The sequence below is a fragment of the Glutamicibacter sp. BS14 genome (assembly GCF_056934375.1).
On record NZ_CM167801.1, the window covers coordinates 1715182 to 1735266 of the forward strand.

The 20085-nt window shown below is 59.8% G+C and carries 13 protein-coding genes; all 13 read left to right on the top strand.

What is annotated here, in order from left to right; genetic code table 11:
- The first annotated feature begins 132 nt into the window (after positions 1-132).
- The 13 genes from rpoB to rpsS all read left to right on the top strand — a co-directional run bounded on the left by rpoB (position 133) and on the right by rpsS (position 20030).
- Positions 133-3639, top strand: a complete 3507-nt coding sequence (gene rpoB / locus AC1Z36_RS08135) for a DNA-directed RNA polymerase subunit beta (protein WP_105657689.1) — start codon at positions 133-135, stop codon at positions 3637-3639.
- Between the two features lie 97 nt (positions 3640-3736).
- Entirely contained in the window at positions 3737-7627 is a 3891-nt protein-coding gene (locus tag AC1Z36_RS08140) for a DNA-directed RNA polymerase subunit beta' (RefSeq protein WP_483561929.1), read from the top strand.
- 592 nt (positions 7628-8219) lie between these two features.
- On the top strand, positions 8220-8594 hold the full coding sequence (gene rpsL, locus AC1Z36_RS08145; protein ID WP_013349694.1) for a 30S ribosomal protein S12: 375 nt from the start codon (positions 8220-8222) through the stop codon (positions 8592-8594).
- Positions 8594-9064: a 30S ribosomal protein S7 gene (rpsG, locus tag AC1Z36_RS08150; RefSeq protein ID WP_096256908.1), complete on the top strand. Its 471-nt coding sequence runs from the start codon at positions 8594-8596 to the stop codon at positions 9062-9064. Before rpsL ends, rpsG begins: the two co-directional genes overlap by 1 nt.
- A 69-nt stretch (positions 9065-9133) precedes the next feature.
- Positions 9134-11248, top strand: a complete 2115-nt coding sequence (gene fusA, locus AC1Z36_RS08155; RefSeq protein ID WP_105657667.1) for an elongation factor G — start codon at positions 9134-9136, stop codon at positions 11246-11248.
- Positions 11249-11490: 242 nt separating this feature from the next.
- A complete protein-coding gene (gene tuf / locus AC1Z36_RS08160) occupies positions 11491-12681 on the top strand; it encodes an elongation factor Tu (RefSeq protein WP_105657666.1) in 1191 nt (396 codons plus the stop codon).
- A 153-nt stretch (positions 12682-12834) separates the two neighbouring features.
- Positions 12835-16581, top strand: a complete 3747-nt coding sequence (locus tag AC1Z36_RS08165) for a hypothetical protein (RefSeq protein WP_146112910.1) — start codon at positions 12835-12837, stop codon at positions 16579-16581.
- 398 nt (positions 16582-16979) lie between these two features.
- Positions 16980-17288 (top strand): 30S ribosomal protein S10, encoded by a 309-nt coding sequence (gene rpsJ, locus AC1Z36_RS08170; protein ID WP_013349689.1) that lies wholly within the window; start codon positions 16980-16982, stop codon positions 17286-17288.
- Between the two features lie 20 nt (positions 17289-17308).
- The gene (gene rplC / locus AC1Z36_RS08175) at positions 17309-17959 is read left to right on the top strand and encodes a 50S ribosomal protein L3 (RefSeq protein WP_013349688.1); all 651 of its coding nucleotides are present in this window, start codon (positions 17309-17311) and stop codon (positions 17957-17959) included.
- 4 nt (positions 17960-17963) lie between these two features.
- A complete protein-coding gene (gene rplD, locus AC1Z36_RS08180; protein WP_105657664.1) occupies positions 17964-18566 on the top strand; it encodes a 50S ribosomal protein L4 in 603 nt (200 codons plus the stop codon).
- Positions 18563-18865, top strand: coding sequence for a 50S ribosomal protein L23 (gene rplW / locus AC1Z36_RS08185; RefSeq protein WP_013349686.1), 303 nt, complete (start codon positions 18563-18565; stop codon positions 18863-18865). Before rplD ends, rplW begins: the two co-directional genes overlap by 4 nt.
- Positions 18866-18896: 31 nt before the next feature.
- Positions 18897-19736, top strand: coding sequence for a 50S ribosomal protein L2 (gene rplB, locus AC1Z36_RS08190; RefSeq protein WP_105657663.1), 840 nt, complete (start codon positions 18897-18899; stop codon positions 19734-19736).
- A 12-nt stretch (positions 19737-19748) separates the two neighbouring features.
- Positions 19749-20030, top strand: coding sequence for a 30S ribosomal protein S19 (rpsS, locus tag AC1Z36_RS08195; protein ID WP_013349684.1), 282 nt, complete (start codon positions 19749-19751; stop codon positions 20028-20030).
- Positions 20031-20085 lie beyond the last annotated feature (55 nt).

Genomic DNA, 20085 nt, shown 5'->3' on the forward strand with positions numbered 1-20085 from the left:
GCCTTGCTGTTTGCGCGCGCGGCCTTCATATAGCGGTGGGTTCGTGCGGACGAAAAAAGAGGAACTGTCCTATGGCAGGAACCTTAGCACGGTAAGCGTTCGGAAACCTGACGGTCTTTGGAAGGATCCATCTTGGTCGCCTCGAGCAACCCTAACAACCAAACCGCTAGTTCGGCTCGCGATGCTGCATACGCTGGCCGACTTTCTTTTGCAAAGATTCACGAACCCCTTGAAGTGCCTAACCTGCTGGCATTGCAGACCGAGAGCTTTGACCGCCTCGTCGGCAACCAGAACTGGGTAGAGCGCCTGGCCAAGGCAGAAGCCGCTGGTGACTTCAGCGTGCCCAACACCTCGGGCCTGGCAGAAATCTTCGAGGAAATCTCCCCAATCGAGGACTTCCAGGACACCATGTCCTTGAGCTTCTCGGATCCGGAGTTCGCTGATCCTAAGTACTCGATCGCAGAGTGCAAGGACCGCGACGCCACCTACGCGGCACCGCTGTATGTCAAGGCCGAATTCATGAATAATGAAACCGGCGAAATCAAGCAGCAGACCGTGTTCATGGGCGATTTCCCGCTGATGAGCGAAAAGGGCACCTTCATCATCAACGGCACCGAGCGTGTCGTTGTGTCCCAGCTGGTTCGCTCCCCAGGTGCGTACTTCGAGTCCACGCCGGACAAGACCAGTGACAAGACGATCTTCTCGGCACGTATCATCCCATCGCGTGGTGCATGGTTCGAGCTGGAAATCGACAAGCGCGACCAGATCGGCGTACGCCTTGATCGCAAGCGCAAGCAGTCGGTCACCGTCTTGCTCAAGGCCCTTGGCTGGAGCGAAGAGCAGATCCTGTCCGAGTTCGGCCAGTACGATTCGATGCGCGCAACCTTGGAAAAGGACAGCATCAAGGATCAGAACGAAGCCTTGCTGGACATCTACCGCAAGCTGCGTCCAGGCGAGCCTCCTACGGTTGAGGCCGCCCAGGCACTGCTGAAGAACATGTACTTCGAGCCTAAGCGCTACGACCTGGCAAAGGTTGGCCGCTACAAGATCAACCGCAAGCTGGGCGTGGAGACTCCGGTCAACGCCGAGAACGCTTCGGTGCTCTCGCTGGACGACCTGGTAGCGATGATCCGCTACCTCGTTGCGCTGCACGCAGGCGAGAAGACTGTTCAGGGCACCCGCAAGGGCGAGATCGTTGACGTTCCTGTCAACGTCGACGACATCGACCACTTCGGCAACCGCCGCATCCGCGCCGTGGGCGAACTGATCGAGAACCAGGTCCGCACCGGCCTGTCCCGCATGGAGCGTGTTGTGCGCGAGCGCATGACCACCCAGGACGTCGAGGCGATCACCCCGCAGACCCTGATCAACATCCGCCCTGTTGTGGCTGCCATCAAGGAGTTCTTCGGAACCTCGCAGCTTTCGCAGTTCATGGACCAGAACAACCCGCTGGCCGGCCTGACCCACAAGCGCCGCTTGTCGGCTCTGGGCCCGGGCGGCCTGTCCCGTGACCGCGCAGGCATGGAAGTACGAGACGTCCACCCGTCCCACTACGGACGCATGTGCCCAATTGAAACCCCGGAAGGCCCGAACATCGGCCTGATCGGTTCGTTGGCTACCTACGGACGCATCAACTCCTTCGGCTTCATCGAAACCCCGTACCGCCGCGTCGCCAATGGCGTCGTGTCCAACGAGGTCGACTACCTGACCGCCGATGACGAGCTGCAGCACTACATCGCACAGGCCAACGCGCCTCTGGATGAGAACGGCCGCTTCGTTGAAGAGACCGTTCTGGTTCGCGAAAAGGGCGGTGGCGGCGAGCCTGTCATCGTCGATTCCGCTGAAGTGACCTTCATGGACGTTTCGCCGCGCCAGATGGTTTCGGTGGCAACCGCGCTGATTCCATTCCTCGAGCACGACGATGCCAACCGCGCACTGATGGGCGCCAACATGCAGCGCCAGGCTGTGCCGCTGCTGAAGTCCGAGCGTCCGCTGGTGGGTACCGGCATGGAGAAGTTCGCCGCGGTTGACGCCGGCGACTCCGTTGTCGCCGCCAAGCCAGGCGTGGTCACCGAGGTATCTGCTGACCTGGTTGTCGTCATGAACGATGACGGCACCGAGTCGATGTACCCGATCATGAAGTTCGCCCGCTCGAACCAGGGCAACGCCTACAACCAGCGCGTTCGCGTGTCCGAAGGCGACCGCCTGGAATACCAGTCGATCATCGCTGACGGTCCTTCGACCGACTCCGGCGAGCTGTCGCTGGGCAAGAACCTGCTCGTGGCATTCATGTCCTGGGAAGGCTACAACTACGAGGATGCGATCATCCTCTCCCAGCGCATGATCTTCGACGACGTACTCACCTCGATTCACATCGAAGAGCACGAAGTCGATGCCCGCGACACCAAGCTCGGTGCCGAGGAAATCACCCGCGACATCCCGAATGTCTCGGAAGACATCCTCTCCCAGCTCGATGACCGCGGCATCGTCTACATCGGTGCCGAGGTCGAGGCCGGCGACGTGCTGGTAGGCCGTGTCACCCCTAAGGGCGAGACCGAACTGACCCCGGAAGAGCGCCTGCTGCGTGCCATCTTCGGTGAGAAGTCGCGCGAAGTGCGCGACACCTCGCTGAAGGTTCCGCACGGCGAGTCCGGCACCGTCATTGGTGTTCGCATCTTCGACCGCGACAACGACGATGACCTTTCCCCTGGTGTCAACCAGCTGGTCCGCGTCTACGTTGCCCAGAAGCGCAAGATCTCGATCGGCGACAAGCTCGCAGGTCGCCACGGTAACAAGGGTGTCATCTCGCGCATCATGCCGCTGGAAGACATGCCATTCCTGGAAGACGGCACCCCGCTGGATGTCATCCTGAACCCGCTAGGTGTGCCAGGTCGTATGAACGTCGGCCAGGTTATGGAAATCCACCTGGGTTGGGCTGCCAAGCAGGGCTGGAAGATCGAAGGCGAGCCTGAATGGGTCCGCGATCTGCCGAACCTGCCACGCGAGTCCGGTTCCACCACCGTGGCAACCCCGGTCTTCGATGGCGCTTCCGAAGAGGAAATCCGCGGCATCCTGGATTCGACCAGCAAGACCCGTGACGGTGTGCGCCTGATTGGCAACTCCGGCAAGGCGAAGCTGTTCGACGGCCGCTCCGGCGACCCGCTGCCGGATCCGGTTTCCGTGGGCTACATGTACATCTTGAAGCTCCACCACCTGGTGGACGACAAGATCCACGCCCGTTCCACCGGTCCATACTCCATGATCACCCAGCAGCCACTGGGCGGTAAGGCCCAGTTCGGTGGCCAGCGCTTCGGCGAGATGGAAGTTTGGGCACTGGAAGCATACGGTGCCGCTTACACACTGCAGGAAATCCTGACCATCAAGTCGGATGATATCCACGGCCGCGTGAAGGTCTACGAAGCTATCGTCAAGGGCGAGAACGTTCCAGAGCCTGGTGTTCCAGAATCGTTCAAGGTGCTCATCAAGGAAATGCAGTCGCTGTGCTTGAACGTCGAGGTACTCGGTACCGACGGCAACACTATCGAAATGCGTGAGTCGGACGAGGAATCGTTCCGCGCCGCTGAAGAGCTGGGCATCGACCTTTCACGGTCGGAGCCGAACTCCGTAGAGGAAGTGTAATCTGGCGCCCTGCCTGCAGGACCTGCAGGCAGCGGCGGCAAATTCCCACCCTCATTCGTATCGACTTCAGACACCACAGAAGAGAGAAAAGGACCATATGTCCAGCGATTCCTCATTCGGCCTCATGCGAATCAACCTTGCCACCGCGGATGAAATCCGTGGATGGAGCTACGGCGAGGTCAAGAAGCCGGAAACCATTAACTACCGCACCCTGAAGCCGGAGAAGGACGGTCTTTTCTGCGAAAAGATCTTCGGCCCTTCCCGCGACTGGGAATGCTACTGCGGTAAGTACAAGCGCGTGCGCTTCAAGGGCATCATCTGCGAGCGTTGCGGCGTCGAGGTGACCCGCGCGAACGTACGCCGTGAGCGCATGGGCCACATCGAGCTGGCAGCTCCTGTGACCCACATCTGGTACTTCAAGGGCGTTCCATCGCGCTTGGGCTACCTGCTCGATCTGGCTCCGAAGGACCTCGAAAAGGTCATCTACTTCGCTGCCTACATGATCACCGGTGTCGACGAAGCACGCCGCCACGCCGAAATGCCTAACCTGCAGGCCCAGCACGACCTGGAACTGCGCAACCTTGCGAACAACTCGGAAGCTGACAAGAAGGCTGTTGCAGCCGACCTGGAAGCCGAGCTGGAGCGCATGGAAGCTGACGGCGCCAAGAATGCCGAGCTGAACAAGGCCCGCACCTTGGCCGAGAAGACTGTTCTGCAGATCGACAAGCGCGCCAAGGCCGAAGCCGAGCGCCTGCGTGCGGTCTGGGAGCGCTTCAAGAACCTGAAGGTCGCCGACCTCGAAGGCGACGAAGGCCTGTACCGCACCATGCGTGAGAAGTACGGACTGTTCTTCGAAGGCTCCATGGGTGCAGAAGCTATCCAGAAGCGCCTTGAGAACTTCGATCTGGCGGCTGAAGCTGAAGAGCTGAAGACCATCATCGAAAACGGCAAGGGCCAGAAGAAGGCTCGTGCGCTCAAGCGCCTGAAGGTCGTCAACGCGTTCCTTGTCAACGGCAACTCGCCTAAGGGCATGGTCCTTGACGCCGTTCCGGTGATCCCGCCAGAACTGCGCCCGATGGTCCAGCTCGACGGTGGCCGTTTCGCTACCTCGGATCTGAACGACCTGTACCGCCGCGTGATCAACCGCAACAACCGCCTCAAGCGCCTGCTTGATCTCGGTGCGCCAGAGATCATCGTGAACAACGAAAAGCGCATGATGCAGGAAGCTGTTGACTCGCTGTTCGATAACGGCCGTCGTGGCCGTCCGGTGACCGGGCCAGGCAACCGCCCGCTGAAGTCCCTGAGCGACATGCTCAAGGGCAAGCAGGGTCGTTTCCGCCAGAACCTGCTGGGCAAGCGCGTTGACTACTCGGGCCGTTCGGTCATCGTTGTCGGCCCGCAGCTGAAGCTGCACCAGTGCGGTCTGCCAAAGCAGATGGCCCTGGAGCTGTTCAAGCCTTTCGTGATGAAGCGCCTGGTTGACCTCAACCACGCACAGAACATCAAGTCGGCTAAGCGCATGGTCGAGCGTTACCGCCCGCAGGTTTGGGATGTTCTCGAAGAGATCATCACCGAGCACCCGGTACTGCTCAACCGTGCACCTACCCTGCACCGCTTGGGTATCCAGGCCTTCGAACCACAGCTGATCGAAGGCAAGGCCCTGCAGCTGCACCCATTGGTTTGCGGCGCGTTCAACGCTGACTTCGACGGTGACCAGATGGCAGTTCACCTGCCGCTGAGCCCAGAAGCACAGGCTGAAGCCCGTATCTTGATGCTGTCCTCGCACAACATCTTGAAGCCTTCCGATGGCCGCCCAGTGGCACAGCCTTCGCAGGATATGATCATCGGATTGCACCACTTGACCACCAAGCGTGCAACCGAAAAGGGCGCCGGCCGCGTGTTCGCTACCGTATCCGAGGCCATCATGGCCAAGGATCTGGGCGAACTGCACCTGAACGCACCGATCAAGGTCCGCGTGGGGAACTTCGTTCCTTCCGCAGACCAGCCAGCCCCTGAGGGCTGGGAGCCAGGTACCCCGGCATTGCTGGATACCTCGCTTGGCCAGGTGCTGTTCAACGACACCCTGCCTGCGGACTACCCATGGGTAGCCACCGTAGCGGGCAAGGATGCGCTCTCGGAGATCGTCAACGATCTGGCAGAGCGCTACCCGAAGATCATTGCCGCAGCTACCCTGGATAACCTGAAGGACGCCGGTTTCTACTGGTCGACCCGCTCGGGTGTCACCGTGGCGATCTCGGACATTACCTCGAACATGGATAAGGCAGCCATCTTGGCTCCTTACGAGGTAAAGGCCGCCAAGGTCCAGGCTTCCTACGACAAGGGCCTGATTGCAGATACCGAGCGCCGCCAGGACCTGATCGACATCTGGACCAAGGCTACCGACGAGGTTGCCGAGGCAATGAAGAACGGCATGGAAGAGCTGAACACCATTAACCGAATGGTGACTTCCAAGGCTCGTGGTAACTACCTGCAATTGCGTCAGATCGCGGGTATCCGTGGTCTGGTGTCCAACCCTAAGGGTGAAATTATTCCTCGCCCGATCAAGTCTTCCTACCGTGAAGGCCTGTCGGTTCTGGAGTACTTCATCGCGACCCACGGTGCCCGTAAGGGCCTGGCGGATACCGCGCTGAAGACCGCTAACTCGGGTTACCTGACCCGTCGTCTGGTGGACGTTTCGCAGGATGTTATCGTTCGCGAAGAGGACTGCGGCACCAAGCGCGGCTTGACCGTTGCCATTGCAGATAACTCTGCCGGCATCCGCGTCAAGCACGAGACCGTGGAGAACTCGGCGTACACCCGTACGCTGGCTACCGACGTCAAGAACGCTGAAGGCACCGTGCTGGCTACCGCCGGTTCGGATGTCGGCGACGTGCTGATCGACGAGCTGTACGCTGCAGGCGTGGATGAAATCCGCGTTCGCTCCGTGCTGACCTGCGACTCGGCTGTTGGAACCTGTGCTCTGTGCTACGGCCGTTCGCTGGCCAGCGGCAAGACCGTGGACATCGGCGAGGCTGTTGGCATTATCGCCGCGCAGTCCATCGGCGAGCCTGGTACCCAGCTGACCATGCGTACCTTCCACACCGGTGGTGTAGCGTCGGCTGACGATATCACCCAGGGTCTGCCTCGTATCCAGGAACTGTTCGAAGCCCGTACCCCTAAGGGTGTGGCTCCGATGTCCGAGGTTGCCGGTCGCGTGTCGATCGAAGACGACGAGAAGCAGCTGCGTGTTGTAGTTACTCCAGACAACGGCGACGAGAAGCAGGCCTACCCGGTTCTGCGCCGTGCTCGCCTGTTGGTTGAAGAGGGCGAAAGCATCGTTGCCGGTACCCAGCTCACCAGCGGTACCTTGGATCCGAAGCAGGTTCTTCGAGTCCTCGGCCCACGTGAGGCACAGAAGTTCCTGGTCCGCGAGGTCCAGGATGTGTACCAGTCCCAGGGTGTAGGCATCCACGATAAGCACGTGGAAGTCATCGTCCGCCAGATGCTGCGCCGCGTCACCGTCATCGAGTCCGGCGAGACCGACTTGCTGCCAGGCGAGTTGGCCGATCGTTCGCGCTTCACCGCTGCGAACCGCAAGGCCGTTTCGGAAGGCCAGCGTCCAGCTGCCGGCCGTGACGAGCTGATGGGCATCACCAAGGCATCGCTGGCCACCGATTCGTGGCTGTCGGCTGCTTCCTTCCAGGAAACCACTCGCGTCCTGACCCAGGCTGCGATGGAAGGCAAGGAAGATCCACTGCGCGGTCTGAAGGAAAACGTGATCATCGGTAAGCTGATCCCGGCCGGTACCGGTCTGGATCGCTACACCCAGGTCAACGTCGAGCCAACCGATGAAGCAAAGGCAACTTTGTTCACCGGCACCTCGGCCTTCTCTTCGGGCCTGTACGACGATGCGCTGGAAGGCGGGCTGTCGCCTGAATTCCGTGCCATCTCGATGGACGACTACGACCACGGCTCGGACTTCCGCTAAACCGGAAGCACTGTCACCGTAAGGTAGTTTGACCCAATGCCTGCCCGCACACTGTGCGGGCAGGCATTGGGCGTTTAACCGCCACAGTTCCCAGTGGTCTGCGTTCCGGGGCCTGCGCGCAACACGGGGTGAAAATAGTAGTCGATGAATCCACTGGGAGATTTAGGAACTAGTATTCGCCTTGATGCGGATCCGCTGGCAAGCCGGCAGCGGACATCCGCGGATTCAGGTGGTTTTCATCTGGCGGTCCCGTGGCGTTCAGCTGGGGTCGATAGCGTAGTCACTACCCAAACCGTCTCGATGGCGGCGGGGGCCAAGAGTGGCCTGGTCGGTGAGATAGCTTACTGTACATGGTGGCTCGGTGGATTAATGCTAGACTGAGATCAATTGTTTTATGTGTGGCAAAATGGACTCCGTCCGGGTTGCGGGTAGGTTGCGCAACGAATGCCACACTTTCGCACGCCTAGGGACTTTTGATTCTGAGTGCGCGGTAAAGCAAGCAGCTAGCTACATTGCGAAGCGCTAAAACTTTTCTAGGCTTAGGCGTTTTCGTCGTGTTGCCGAAGAACTTAGACAATGGAAGGACACGAAAGTGCCTACTATTCAGCAGCTGGTCCGCAAGGGCCGCTCGCCTAAGGTCGTCAAGACCAAGGCCCCTGCCCTTAAGGGCAACCCAATGCGCCGTGGCGTGTGCACCCGTGTGTACACCACCACCCCGAAGAAGCCAAACTCGGCTCTGCGTAAGGTCGCACGTGTGCGCCTTGCCGGTGGCGTCGAAGTGACCGCTTACATTCCAGGTGTCGGACACAATCTGCAGGAACACTCCATCGTGCTCGTTCGCGGTGGTCGTGTAAAGGACCTTCCAGGTGTTCGCTACAAGATTGTTCGTGGTGCTCTGGATACCCAGGGTGTGAAGGATCGTAAGCAGGCTCGTTCCCGCTACGGTGCAAAGAAGGATGGTAAGTAATGCCTCGTAAGGGTCCGGCGCCAAAGCGCCCACTAGTTTCTGATCCAGTCTTCGAATCCCCATTGGTCACCCAGCTGATCAACAAGGTTCTCGTAGACGGCAAGAAGTCCACTGCAGAGCGCATTGTTTACGGTGCACTCGAAGGTGCCGCAGCAAAGTCCGGCGCCGACGCTGTTTCGACCCTCAAGAAGGCTATGGACAACATCCGTCCAGCCCTCGAGGTTCGTTCCCGCCGCGTCGGTGGCGCTACCTACCAGGTTCCTGTTGAGGTCAAGCCAGGCCGTGCAACCGCACTGGCTCTGCGCTGGCTGGTTGGCTACTCGAAGGCTCGCCGCGAGAAGACCATGATCGAGCGTTTGATGAACGAGATCCTGGACGCATCGAACGGTCTGGGTGCCGCTGTGAAGCGTCGCGAAGACACTCACAAGATGGCCGAGTCCAACAAGGCCTTCGCACACTACCGCTGGTAAGAACCGCTCGGAAAAGCTGGGCATCAACCGATGCCCAGCAATTCCGGCCTCACCTTATAGGGAGACAACGTGGCACAGGACGTGCTTACTGACCTTAACAAGGTCCGCAATATCGGCATCATGGCTCACATCGATGCCGGTAAGACCACTACTACTGAGCGCATCCTTTTCTACACGGGTGTGAACCACAAGCTCGGTGAAACCCACGACGGTGCTTCGACCACCGACTGGATGGAACAGGAAAAAGAGCGCGGTATCACCATTACCTCCGCTGCTGTTACCTGCTTCTGGAACAAGAACCAGATCAACATCATCGACACCCCGGGCCACGTTGACTTCACCGTTGAGGTGGAGCGCTCGCTGCGCGTGCTCGATGGCGCCGTTGCCGTCTTCGATGGCAAGGAAGGCGTTGAGCCTCAGTCCGAGACCGTTTGGCGCCAGGCTGACAAGTACGACGTTCCACGTATCTGCTTCGTCAACAAGATGGACAAGCTGGGCGCTGACTTCTACTTCACCGTAGATACCATCATCCAGCGCCTTGGTGCCAAGCCGCTGGTTATGCAGCTGCCAATCGGCTCCGAGTCCGAGTTCACCGGTGTCGTTGACCTGCTGTCCATGAAGGCATTCGTTTGGGAAGGCGACTCCAAGGGTGACGTCACCATGGGCGCTGCTTACGAAACCCGCGAAATCCCTGCCGACTTGGTTGAGCGTGCTGAAGAGTACCGCGCCAAGCTGGTTGAAGATGTCGCTGAGGCATCCGAAGAGCTCATGGAGAAGTACCTCGAAGGTGAAGAAATCTCCGTTGAGGAACTCAAGGCTGGCATCCGCAAGCTGACCGTGAACTCGGAAGCTTACCCAGTATTCTGTGGTTCGGCCTTCAAGAACCGCGGCGTTCAGCCAATGCTGGATGCAGTCATCGACTTCCTGCCGAACCCACTGGACGTTGGCGCCACCATCGGTCACGATCCGAAGGACGAAGAAGTTGAGCTGACCCGCGAGCCTTCGGAGGACGCACCGTTCTCGGCACTTGCGTTCAAGATCGCCGCTCACCCGTTCTTCGGCCAGTTGAACTTCATCCGCGTTTACTCCGGCAAGGCAGAGTCCGGCGCACAGCTGCTGAACTCCACCAAGGGCAAGAAGGAACGCGTAGGCAAGCTCTTCCAGATGCACTCCAACAAGGAGAATCCGGTAGACGAGATCCACGCAGGTCACATCTACGCTGTGATCGGCCTGAAGGCCACCACCACCGGTGACACCCTATGTGATCCAGCCCACCCAATCGTTCTCGAATCGATGAGCTTCCCGGATCCAGTGATCTCTGTGGCCATCGAACCAAAGACCAAGGGTGACCAGGAAAAGCTGTCGACTGCTATCCAGAAGCTGTCGGCGGAAGATCCAACCTTCACCGTGTCCCTGAACGAAGACACCGGCCAGACCGTCATTGGCGGTATGGGTGAGCTTCACCTGGACATTCTGGTTGACCGCATGAAGCGCGAATTCCGTGTGGAAGCAAACGTTGGCAAGCCACAGGTTGCATACCGCGAAACCATCAAGAAGGCTGTGGAGAAGGTTGACTTCACCCACAAGAAGCAGACCGGTGGTTCGGGTCAGTTCGCAAAGGTCCAGGTCTCGTTCGAGCCTCTGGAAGTTGTTGACGGCGTCACCTACGAGTTCAAGAACGCCGTGACCGGTGGTCGTGTTCCTCGTGAGTACATCCCATCCGTTGACGCTGGTATCCAGGACGCAATGCAGTACGGTATCCTCGCAGGCTACCCACTGGTCGGTGTCAAGGCTACCCTCATCGATGGTGCTTACCACGATGTCGACTCCTCGGAAATGGCCTTCAAGATCGCTGGTTCGCAGGTATTCAAGGAAGGCGCACGCCGCGCTAACCCTGTTTTGCTTGAACCGCTGATGGCTGTTGAAGTCCGTACCCCGGAAGAGTACATGGGCGACGTTATCGGCGACCTGAACTCCCGTCGTGGTTCGATCAGCGAGATGTCCGACGCTGCTGGCGTCAAGGTCATCCGCGCTGGTGTGCCACTGTCGGAAATGTTCGGTTACATTGGTGACCTGCGTTCGAAGACCCAGGGTCGCGCAGTTTACTCGATGACCTTCGACAGCTACTCTGAGGTCCCGAAGGCAGTTGCCGACGAGATCATCCAGAAGTCCCGCGGCGAGTAATCGTCTCGGTATAAAAACCTGGCCGTGACCCCCTTAGCGGGGAAGTGGCCGATCGCGGGCCGGTTCCGTTGAAAAACGGAGCCGGCACCGCAAACGGCCAACGAGGGATTTGCATCACAATGCAGGCCCCGCAGAGGACCGGAATTTCCTAAATTATCCAAGCCCCCAGTAGACTATTTCTAGTTCGTTTGCGAACCGCGCAGACGAAGAATGTCTTCTGTAAATGTTTCTAGGAGGAACTTGTGGCAAAGGCAAAGTTCGAGCGCAACAAGCCGCACGTCAACATTGGTACCATCGGTCACGTTGACCACGGTAAGACCACTCTGACCGCGGCAATCTCCAAGGTTCTGGCTGACAAGTACCCAGACCTGAACGAACAGCGCGACTTCGCTAACATCGACTCGGCACCGGAAGAGCGCCAGCGCGGTATTACCATCAACATCTCGCACATCGAGTACCAGACCGAGAAGCGCCACTACGCACACGTAGACGCTCCAGGTCACGCTGACTATGTCAAGAACATGATCACCGGTGCTGCTCAGATGGACGGCGCAATCCTCGTTGTTGCCGCTACCGATGGCCCGATGGCTCAGACCCGCGAGCACGTTCTGCTGGCCCGCCAGGTTGGTGTTCCAACCCTGATGGTTGCACTGAACAAGTCGGACATGGTTGATGACGAAGAGCTGCTCGAGCTCGTGGAGATGGAAGTTCGCGAACTTCTGTCCTCGCAGGGCTTCGATGGCGATGACGCTCCAGTGATCCGCGTTTCGGGCCTGAAGGCTCTGGAAGGCGACGCAAAGTGGGTTGCAGCTATCGAGGAACTGATGGATGCAGCTGACAGCTTCATTCCAGACCCAGTTCGCGACCGCGACAAGCCATTCCTGATGCCAATTGAAGACGTCTTCACCATCACCGGCCGCGGTACCGTTGTTACCGGTCGCGCCGAGCGTGGCACCCTGGCTATCAACTCGGAAGTTGAGATTGTTGGCATCCGCCCAATCCAGAAGACTACCGTTACCGGTATCGAGATGTTCCACAAGCAGCTCGACGAAGCATGGGCTGGCGAGAACTGTGGTCTGCTGCTTCGCGGTCTGAAGCGCGACGATGTTGAGCGTGGCCAGGTTATCGTAGCCCCAGGCTCGATCACCCCACACACCAACTTCGAAGCTAACGTCTACATCCTGTCGAAGGACGAAGGCGGACGTCACAACCCGTTCTACTCGAACTACCGTCCGCAGTTCTACTTCCGCACCACCGACGTAACCGGCGTTATCACCCTCCCAGAGGGCACCGAAATGGTTATGCCTGGCGACAACACCGAAATGTCGGTTGAGCTGATCCAGCCAATCGCCATGGAAGAGGGCCTCGGCTTCGCAATTCGCGAAGGCGGCCGCACCGTTGGTTCGGGCAAGGTAACCACCATCACCAAGTAGTCTCTACTTGATGAGGTAGTTCCCTAGTGAACTGAAAAGAATCCCCCAGCACTTTTGTGCTGGGGGATTTTTTCGTTAAATACGAGCCCCAGCTAGTGAATATATCTAGAAGGTGGTCTAATTGGAGGGCGCGACAATTCGCTAAGTGGGGGAGTGGCATCAATGATGGGCTGGATCATCGTTTCTATCATCTTGGTTCTGTTGGCTTTCGGCCTCGGCCGGCGCCAGGGGAGTCGGGATAAATCGCAAAGCCAGCAGCAGCTTGATGCGCTGGGCGAAGCGTGGCAGCAAGGCTACGACGAGGCAGTGAAGTATCTGGGGCAACCCGGGCCGCCGGGTGCCGCGGCACCGGCTGCTGCCCAAGCGCCGGGGGTCCCCGCACATCCGCTCGAAGCGCAGCCTGCAAGCCGCAAAGATGCAGCGCCGGCCGCATCGATGGCACCTTCCAGCCAGCCATACCTCCAGCCAGCGGCGGCCGGTGCTGCCCCCGCGTACCGCGCGCCGCTCCCCACGGCCACCCTCCAGCCTGCTGCACCGGTTAAGCCAATCAAGGTGCTCACCAAACGCGAGCGCGAACTGCGCAACATCAACATCACGCTGTACGTCGCGGCCCTGATGATCGTTGCCGCCGGCGCACTCTTCCTGAGCTTCGCGCTTCCGCCACTGTCAAAGCTCATCGCCTTATTCCTGCTGTCTGCCGCTTTCTACGGCGGAGGCCTGGTCACCTTCGCAGTGAAACCGTCCTTGCGTCCGGCAGGAGCCGCCTTTGCCGGCACCGGGCTGGCTTTGTTGCCGCTGTGCGCCATCGCTACCTACAGCACGGTGAACATATCCGGCCCGGCGACCTGGCTGGTTTTCTCAGCCATCGGCACATTAGCCGTAGGCTACGCAACACTGACGTTCAAGTCCCGTGTTCTGGCGTGGGTTGCCGTGCTGATTCTGGTCAGCACCGCCATGGCCGGCGCGGCCGCGATGCAGCGTGGCGTCCTGTACTACATGCTGATCCTGCTGGTGCTCTCTATTGCGCTGATGCTCTTGGCGGTACGCAGCGAAAGGATCCGCCACTCAATCTTCTTCCGGGCCCTGCACGGCACCGCGCAGCTGCTGCCTGCGTTTGTCTTTGCGTTGTCGGTGATCCTCTTGGAGATGCTCGCCAGCCGGGATTTGTTCTGGATTTTCGCGTTGCTCACCGCCCAGTCGCTGCTCAGCGTCAGGCTGTTGCCCAACCTGCGGCTGCTGCGCTCCTACGCTGCCCGCGCTGCTTTCATGGCGATGCTCGTGGCCGGCTGCAACTACCTCGGTTTCTCCGCAACGAGCAGCTGGCTGGTGCTCGCCTTCGCCTTCGGGCTCCAAGCCGTAGCGGTATTGCTCTGCTCCACCGGCTACCAGCAGAGGCTGGGATTGGCGCGCAGGCACCTGCAAAGTGAACGTGCGGTGCTGTGGTGCTTAGCGGTGGCTTCGGTGATCGGCGCGTTTCTCTACGCGCAGGGCTTCGAGGCCTTCGTGCTCAGCTACATCGCGGTTCCGATCTTCATGGCGCTGGGCATTCCCGGCTTGCTGCGCAGCGCCAAGCTGGAAGTTGGAGTCATCGCGGTTCTTCCCCTGGTGGCGCTGGTAGATATGCAGAACCACAGTTGGCGCCCGCTGGTGGTATTCGCCCTGGCCCTGCTCGGGCTTTCGCTGGCTCAGCGCAACGCCCGGAACCTGCGCAGGGAAATGACGCTCCATGCGCGCTGGGTCGTTACCCTGGTTGGCGCAGGCGTGCTTGGTGCTGCGCTTGATGAGCTCACGGCTGGGGACTATGGAAATCCTGACGGCTCATCCCCGTTGATTGCGGTGCTCTTCGTGCTGTTCATCTTGTGGGCGGCGAATCTGGCGAGCCGTGCCGTGCTGGATTCCGGCATGGCGCAGGGGCACCGGCTGGGACTGGTGGGCGCTTCGGCTTTGCTTGGCGTGGTGCTGCTCTTCAGCCTGCGCCTGCTGACAACCGCTGACGACTATTCCTACGCCAGCGAAAGCACCGTGGTGTTCCTGGGTATCGGCGGCCTGGCGTGGTTCATCACTGGCCTTGTGCTCGCAGTTGGCCTGGTCATTGCCTCGGGTTGGCGGCTTCGCGATATTCCTGCACAGCGCCCCGAGCTGGAACAGCCGATCAATGTCATTGCGGCCTGCCTGCTGATCGGGCTTTATGCGCTCAGCTTCGGCAAGGAGATCTGGCCGCTGGCAATCCTCATCGGGGCGGCAACCTTGGGCTATTTCATCTGGAGCTTGCGCCGCAGCACCAATGCGCGGTGGAAGATCCTCTATGCAGCGTTGGCCCAAGTGCTCTTCAGTTCCATGGTGTGGTGGATTGCCTACAGCATGGAATTCGACATCCACGGCCGGTTCTGCCTGCTGCTGGTTTCGATAGCCGTCCCGCAGCTGCTCCGCTTGCTGGCTAGCATCCGCGACGGCAAAGCACTGCGCCGGGAATTGCGCTGGATGGCAGTGGGACTGCTGGCTGGCATTCCACTGGCGACGCTGGCCTACGGGCAGTTCGCGGGCGGCATGGATCGGGGAACGATCCTCTTGGCCTGCTTATTTTTCGGGCTGCACGGGCTGGCCGCGTTCAAGGCCGAGACCAGCTTGACGGTGGCCAAGCGACAGCTCTATCTATTTGCCCCGATCCTGGCACTGATCCTGCTGATCAGCATTCCGGCACTGGCCATGGAAGATGCGACCGGATGGGTCCGCTCTACGTGGTGGAGTTCCCAGGTTGCTTGCGCCATGCTGCTGGCCCTGAGCCTGGCGGCACTCGTGCTTGAATGGCGGTTGCGCGCCAACAAGTCGTACTCGATAGCCCTGGGCCTGGCCATCTTCCTTCCGGCGGCGTGGGCCGCCGCGTGGCAGGCGGGGTCGTGGTGGGCAGTGGGTGCGCACCTGCTGCTGGCCCTCGGCTTCATCCTGCTGGTGCACACGCGAAAGAGCGCCTGGTACGCGGCCGGAGCCGCCATCATGCTGTGCGTCGCTATCCTGCGTGCAGTCTTCGAGGTGCGGCAAGCCGGTGGGGCAGTGGTGCTAGCACCGATGGATGCCGCATGGGCGCTGGTTGGCGCGGGCCTCGCGCTGTACCTGCTCGCAATCTTCCACGGGCGAATGAAGGACCCAATTCCCGGCTATCCGGAATTCGGCTACCTCCATGCCGATCCGCCCGGCAGCGCCTCGCGCTTGTACTTCGCGGCAATGCTCCTGGCCCTGTTGCTGGCCGGTGGCATCGCCCATCTGGATGGCGGTGCGATTTGGCAGGTGGCCGGCGGAGCGCTGCTGGTCTTCGGCGTTGCGGTGCTGGTGCGGCTCTTTGAACTTCCGCGGCGGCTGGTGCCCTACGCGGTGGACGGCTTCATCCTCGTGGGAGCGCTGCTGGCGCTGGGCAGCTATGCCCAGATCCTTGGCACACCGCGGGCCAGCAACCTGGCGGCCTACGCCTGCATTGTTGCAGTAGTGCTGGTCGCGTGGCGCAATATCAGGGCCAACGCGCGATTGGAGAGGACATACCTGCTGGCCGCCTCGGTGGCCGGCAGCCTGGCCTTGCTCGCCGCACTGGTCCAATCCAATGGTGTTGCGCAGGCGATCGGCCTGGTCTTCTTCGGTGGATTGGTGGCCTGGGGCTTGAAGCTGGGGGAGCGGCTGTTCATTTGGTGGGGTGCGGCGGCTATCACCTTGTCCGTCTTGTGGTTCCTGCGCGATTTGGCATTCCTCTGGCTGGTGGTCATTGGCTTGGGGCTGATTGCGGCCGCGGTCTTCAAGCTGGTGAAGGTCGACAAGCAGAATTCGCTGCCGGTGAGGCCGCAAAACCCTGTTGATCCACCGATCCCCGCGGGGCAGGAGCCGTCCGGGCAGGACGGGCCGCGCCAGGTGTGAGGTCAAGATCACGGGCGCGGATAGGCATAAAAGATTTGCGCGATCGTTGCCGACCTGTCAGACTAGATAAGTTGCTTCAATGCAACCCGGTCCCCATTTATGGGGTAACCGGTCTGGTTTGAACGACCGGGATCGACTCTCACGCAGGATAATGCCTGGGGTTCGGGATCGATACGACTGCTTCAAACTATAAGGCCCTTCGATAAAGTGAAAACTTTGTGGGAGTGTTGTGACTGAAAATTTCACGACACGCCCGAGCGCGGGGGTCGGAGCCTCCTGCGGGTGAGGAACCCGGATCTGATCCGGATTCAGCCGCAGAGCAAGGCGTGCCGGTCTGCAAGGACCCGTATATAGGCACAGAAACTTTAGATAGTGCTAACAGAAAGAGGCATGACGCCATGGCGGGACAGAAAATCCGCATCCGGCTGAAGTCGTATGACCACGAGGTCATTGACGTTTCGGCCCGGAAGATCGTTGAGACGGTCACGCGCGCAGGCGCAACCGTAGTCGGCCCAGTGCCGCTGCCAACGGAGAAGAACGTGTACTGCGTTATCCGTTCGCCACACAAGTACAAGGACAGCCGTGAGCACTTCGAAATGCGCACGCACAAGCGTCTGATCGACATCGTCGATCCGACCCCGAAGGCTGTTGATTCGCTGATGCGTCTCGACCTGCCAGCGGATGTCAACATCGAAATCAAGCTTTAAGGGGAGGTGGCGAGAAAACTATGACCGCAACCCGTAATTTCAAGGGCCTGCTGGGCACGAAGCTCGGCATGACCCAGGTTTGGGATTCGAACAACAACCTGATCCCTGTCACCGTCGTGCAGGCTGATAGCAACGTTGTCACCAAGCTCATCAACGAAGAGCGCGATGGCTACACCGCAGTTCAGATCGGCTACGGCCAGATCGATCCTCGCAAGGTCACCAAGCCACTGGCTGGTCACTTCGAGGCTGCTGGCGTCACCCCACGTCGCCACTTGGTAGAACTGCGCACTGCAGACGCTGCCGAGTACACCGCAGGCCAGGAACTTTCCGTAGAGGTCTTCGAAGCCGGCCAGAAGGTCGACGTCGTAGGCACCTCGAAGGGTAAGGGCTTCGCCGGCGTTATGAAGCGTCACAACTTCCACGGTGTTGGCGCATCGCACGGTGCTCACAAGAACCACCGTAAGCCAGGTTCCATCGGCGGCGCATCGACCCCAGGTCGCGTTTTCCGTGGACAGAAGATGGCTGGTCGCATGGGTGCTGAGCGTGTTACCACTCAGAACCTGACCATTCACGCTATCGACGCTGAGAAGAACCTCCTGCTGATCAAGGGTGCCGTTCCAGGCGCCCGCGGCCGCGTCGTTCTCGTACGCAACGCCGTGAAGGGAGCATAAGTAAATGACTAAGGCACTTAACGTCGAACTGCCTGCAGAGATCTTCGACGTACAGACCAACGTCCCGCTGCTGCACCAGGTTGTCGTTGCACAGCTTGCTGCTGCCCGCCAGGGTACCCACAAGACCAAGGACCGCTCCGAGGTTTCGGGTGCAGGTCGCAAGCCGTTCAAGCAGAAGGGTACCGGCCGCGCCCGTCAGGGTTCGATCCGTGCTCCGCACATGACCGGCGGTGGCATTGTCCACGGTCCAACCCCACGTGATTACTCGCAGCGTACCCCGAAGAAGATGAAGGCTGCTGCACTGCGCGGCGCCCTGTCTGATCGCGCACGCTTCGATCGCGTTCACGTGATTGAGAACTTGGTTGCTGGCGAAACGCCTTCGACCAAGGATGCTCTGGCTACCTTGCGTTCGCTCACCGAGCGCAAGAACCTGCTTGTCGTCATCGATCGCGCCAACGATGTTGCAGCCCTTTCGGTTCGCAACCTCGTCAATGTGCACGTTCTGTACGTCGACCAGCTGAACACCTACGATGTTCTGGTTTCGGATGACGTAGTCTTCACCAAGGCTGCCTTCGATGCCCTGGTCCAGAAGGAGGAAGCCAAGTGAGCGCGTTCTCAAAGGCTCCACACGACGTGGTCATCGCACCTGTCGTATCGGAAAAGAGCTACGGTCTGATCGATCAAGGTCAGTACACCTTCGAGGTGGCACCAAGCTCCAACAAGTCGGAAATCAAGTACGCCGTTGAAGCGATCTTCAACGTCAAGGTTGACTCCGTAAACACCATCAACCGAGCTGGTAAGCGCAAGCGCACCCGCTTCGGGTGGGGATCGCGCAAGAGCACCAAGCGCGCCATCATCACCTTGAAGGACGGCTCGATTGACATCTTCGGCGGTCCGCTTTCCTAAGCGGAGACCACTTTAACGAGGAATATTAATAATGGGAATTCGTAAGTACAAGCCGACTACCCCGGGCCTTCGCGGCTCGTCGGTAGCCGACTTCGCAGAAATCACCCGATCGACTCCGGAAAAGTCGTTGGTTCGTCCCCTGACCAAGTCAGGCGGCCGTAACAACACCGGTAAGATCACCACCCGTCACAAGGGTGGCGGACACAAGCGCGCCTACCGTGTTATCGACTTCCGTCGTCACGACAAGGACGGCGTTCCGGCAAAGGTCGCTCACATCGAGTACGACCCGAACCGTACCGCTCGTATCGCACTGCTCCACTACGTGGACGGCACCAAGCGCTACATCATCGCACCGAACAACCTCAAGCAGGGTGACCCAATTGAGGCCGGCGCAAGCGCCGACATCAAGCCAGGCAACAACCTGCCACTGCGTAACATCCCGGTTGGTACCGTGATTCACGCTGTTGAGCTTCGCCCAGGCGGCGGCGCTAAGATGGCTCGTTCCGCTGGTGCATCGATCCAGCTGGTAGCCCGTGAGGGCCGCTACGCCCAGCTGCGTTTGCCTTCGGGTGAAATCCGCAACGTTGATGTGCGCTGCCGCGCAACCATCGGCGAAGTTGGCAACGCTGAGCAGATCAACATCAACTGGGGCAAGGCCGGCCGTATGCGCTGGAAGGGCGTACGCCCAACCGTTCGCGGTGTTGTCATGAACCCAGTTGACCACCCACATGGTGGCGGTGAGGGCAAGACCTCCGGTGGTCGTCACCCGGTCAACCCTAACGGTAAGCGTGAGGGACGCACCCGTCGTCCAAACAAGGAAAGCGACAAGCTCATTGTGCGTCGCCGCAAGACCGGCAAGAACAAGCGATAGGAGCCTGGAAACATGCCACGCAGCCTGAAGAAAGGCCCCTTCGTCGATCAGCACCTGTTCCTAAAGGTCGTTGCTGAAAACGATAAGGGCACCAAGAACGTCATCAAGACGTGGTCCCGCCGTTCGATGATCATCCCGGACATGCTGGGACACACCATCGCCGTACACGACGGTCGCAAGCACATTCCTGTGTTCGTAACCGAATCGATGGTTGGACACAAGCTCGGAGAGTTTGCCCCCACCCGTACGTTCCGTGGCCACGTGAAGGACGACAAGAAGGGCAAGCGCCGCTAGGCCCCGCAAGGGTACTAGTATCGCTTAGCACTTCTTCGATAGACGAGAGAAGGAT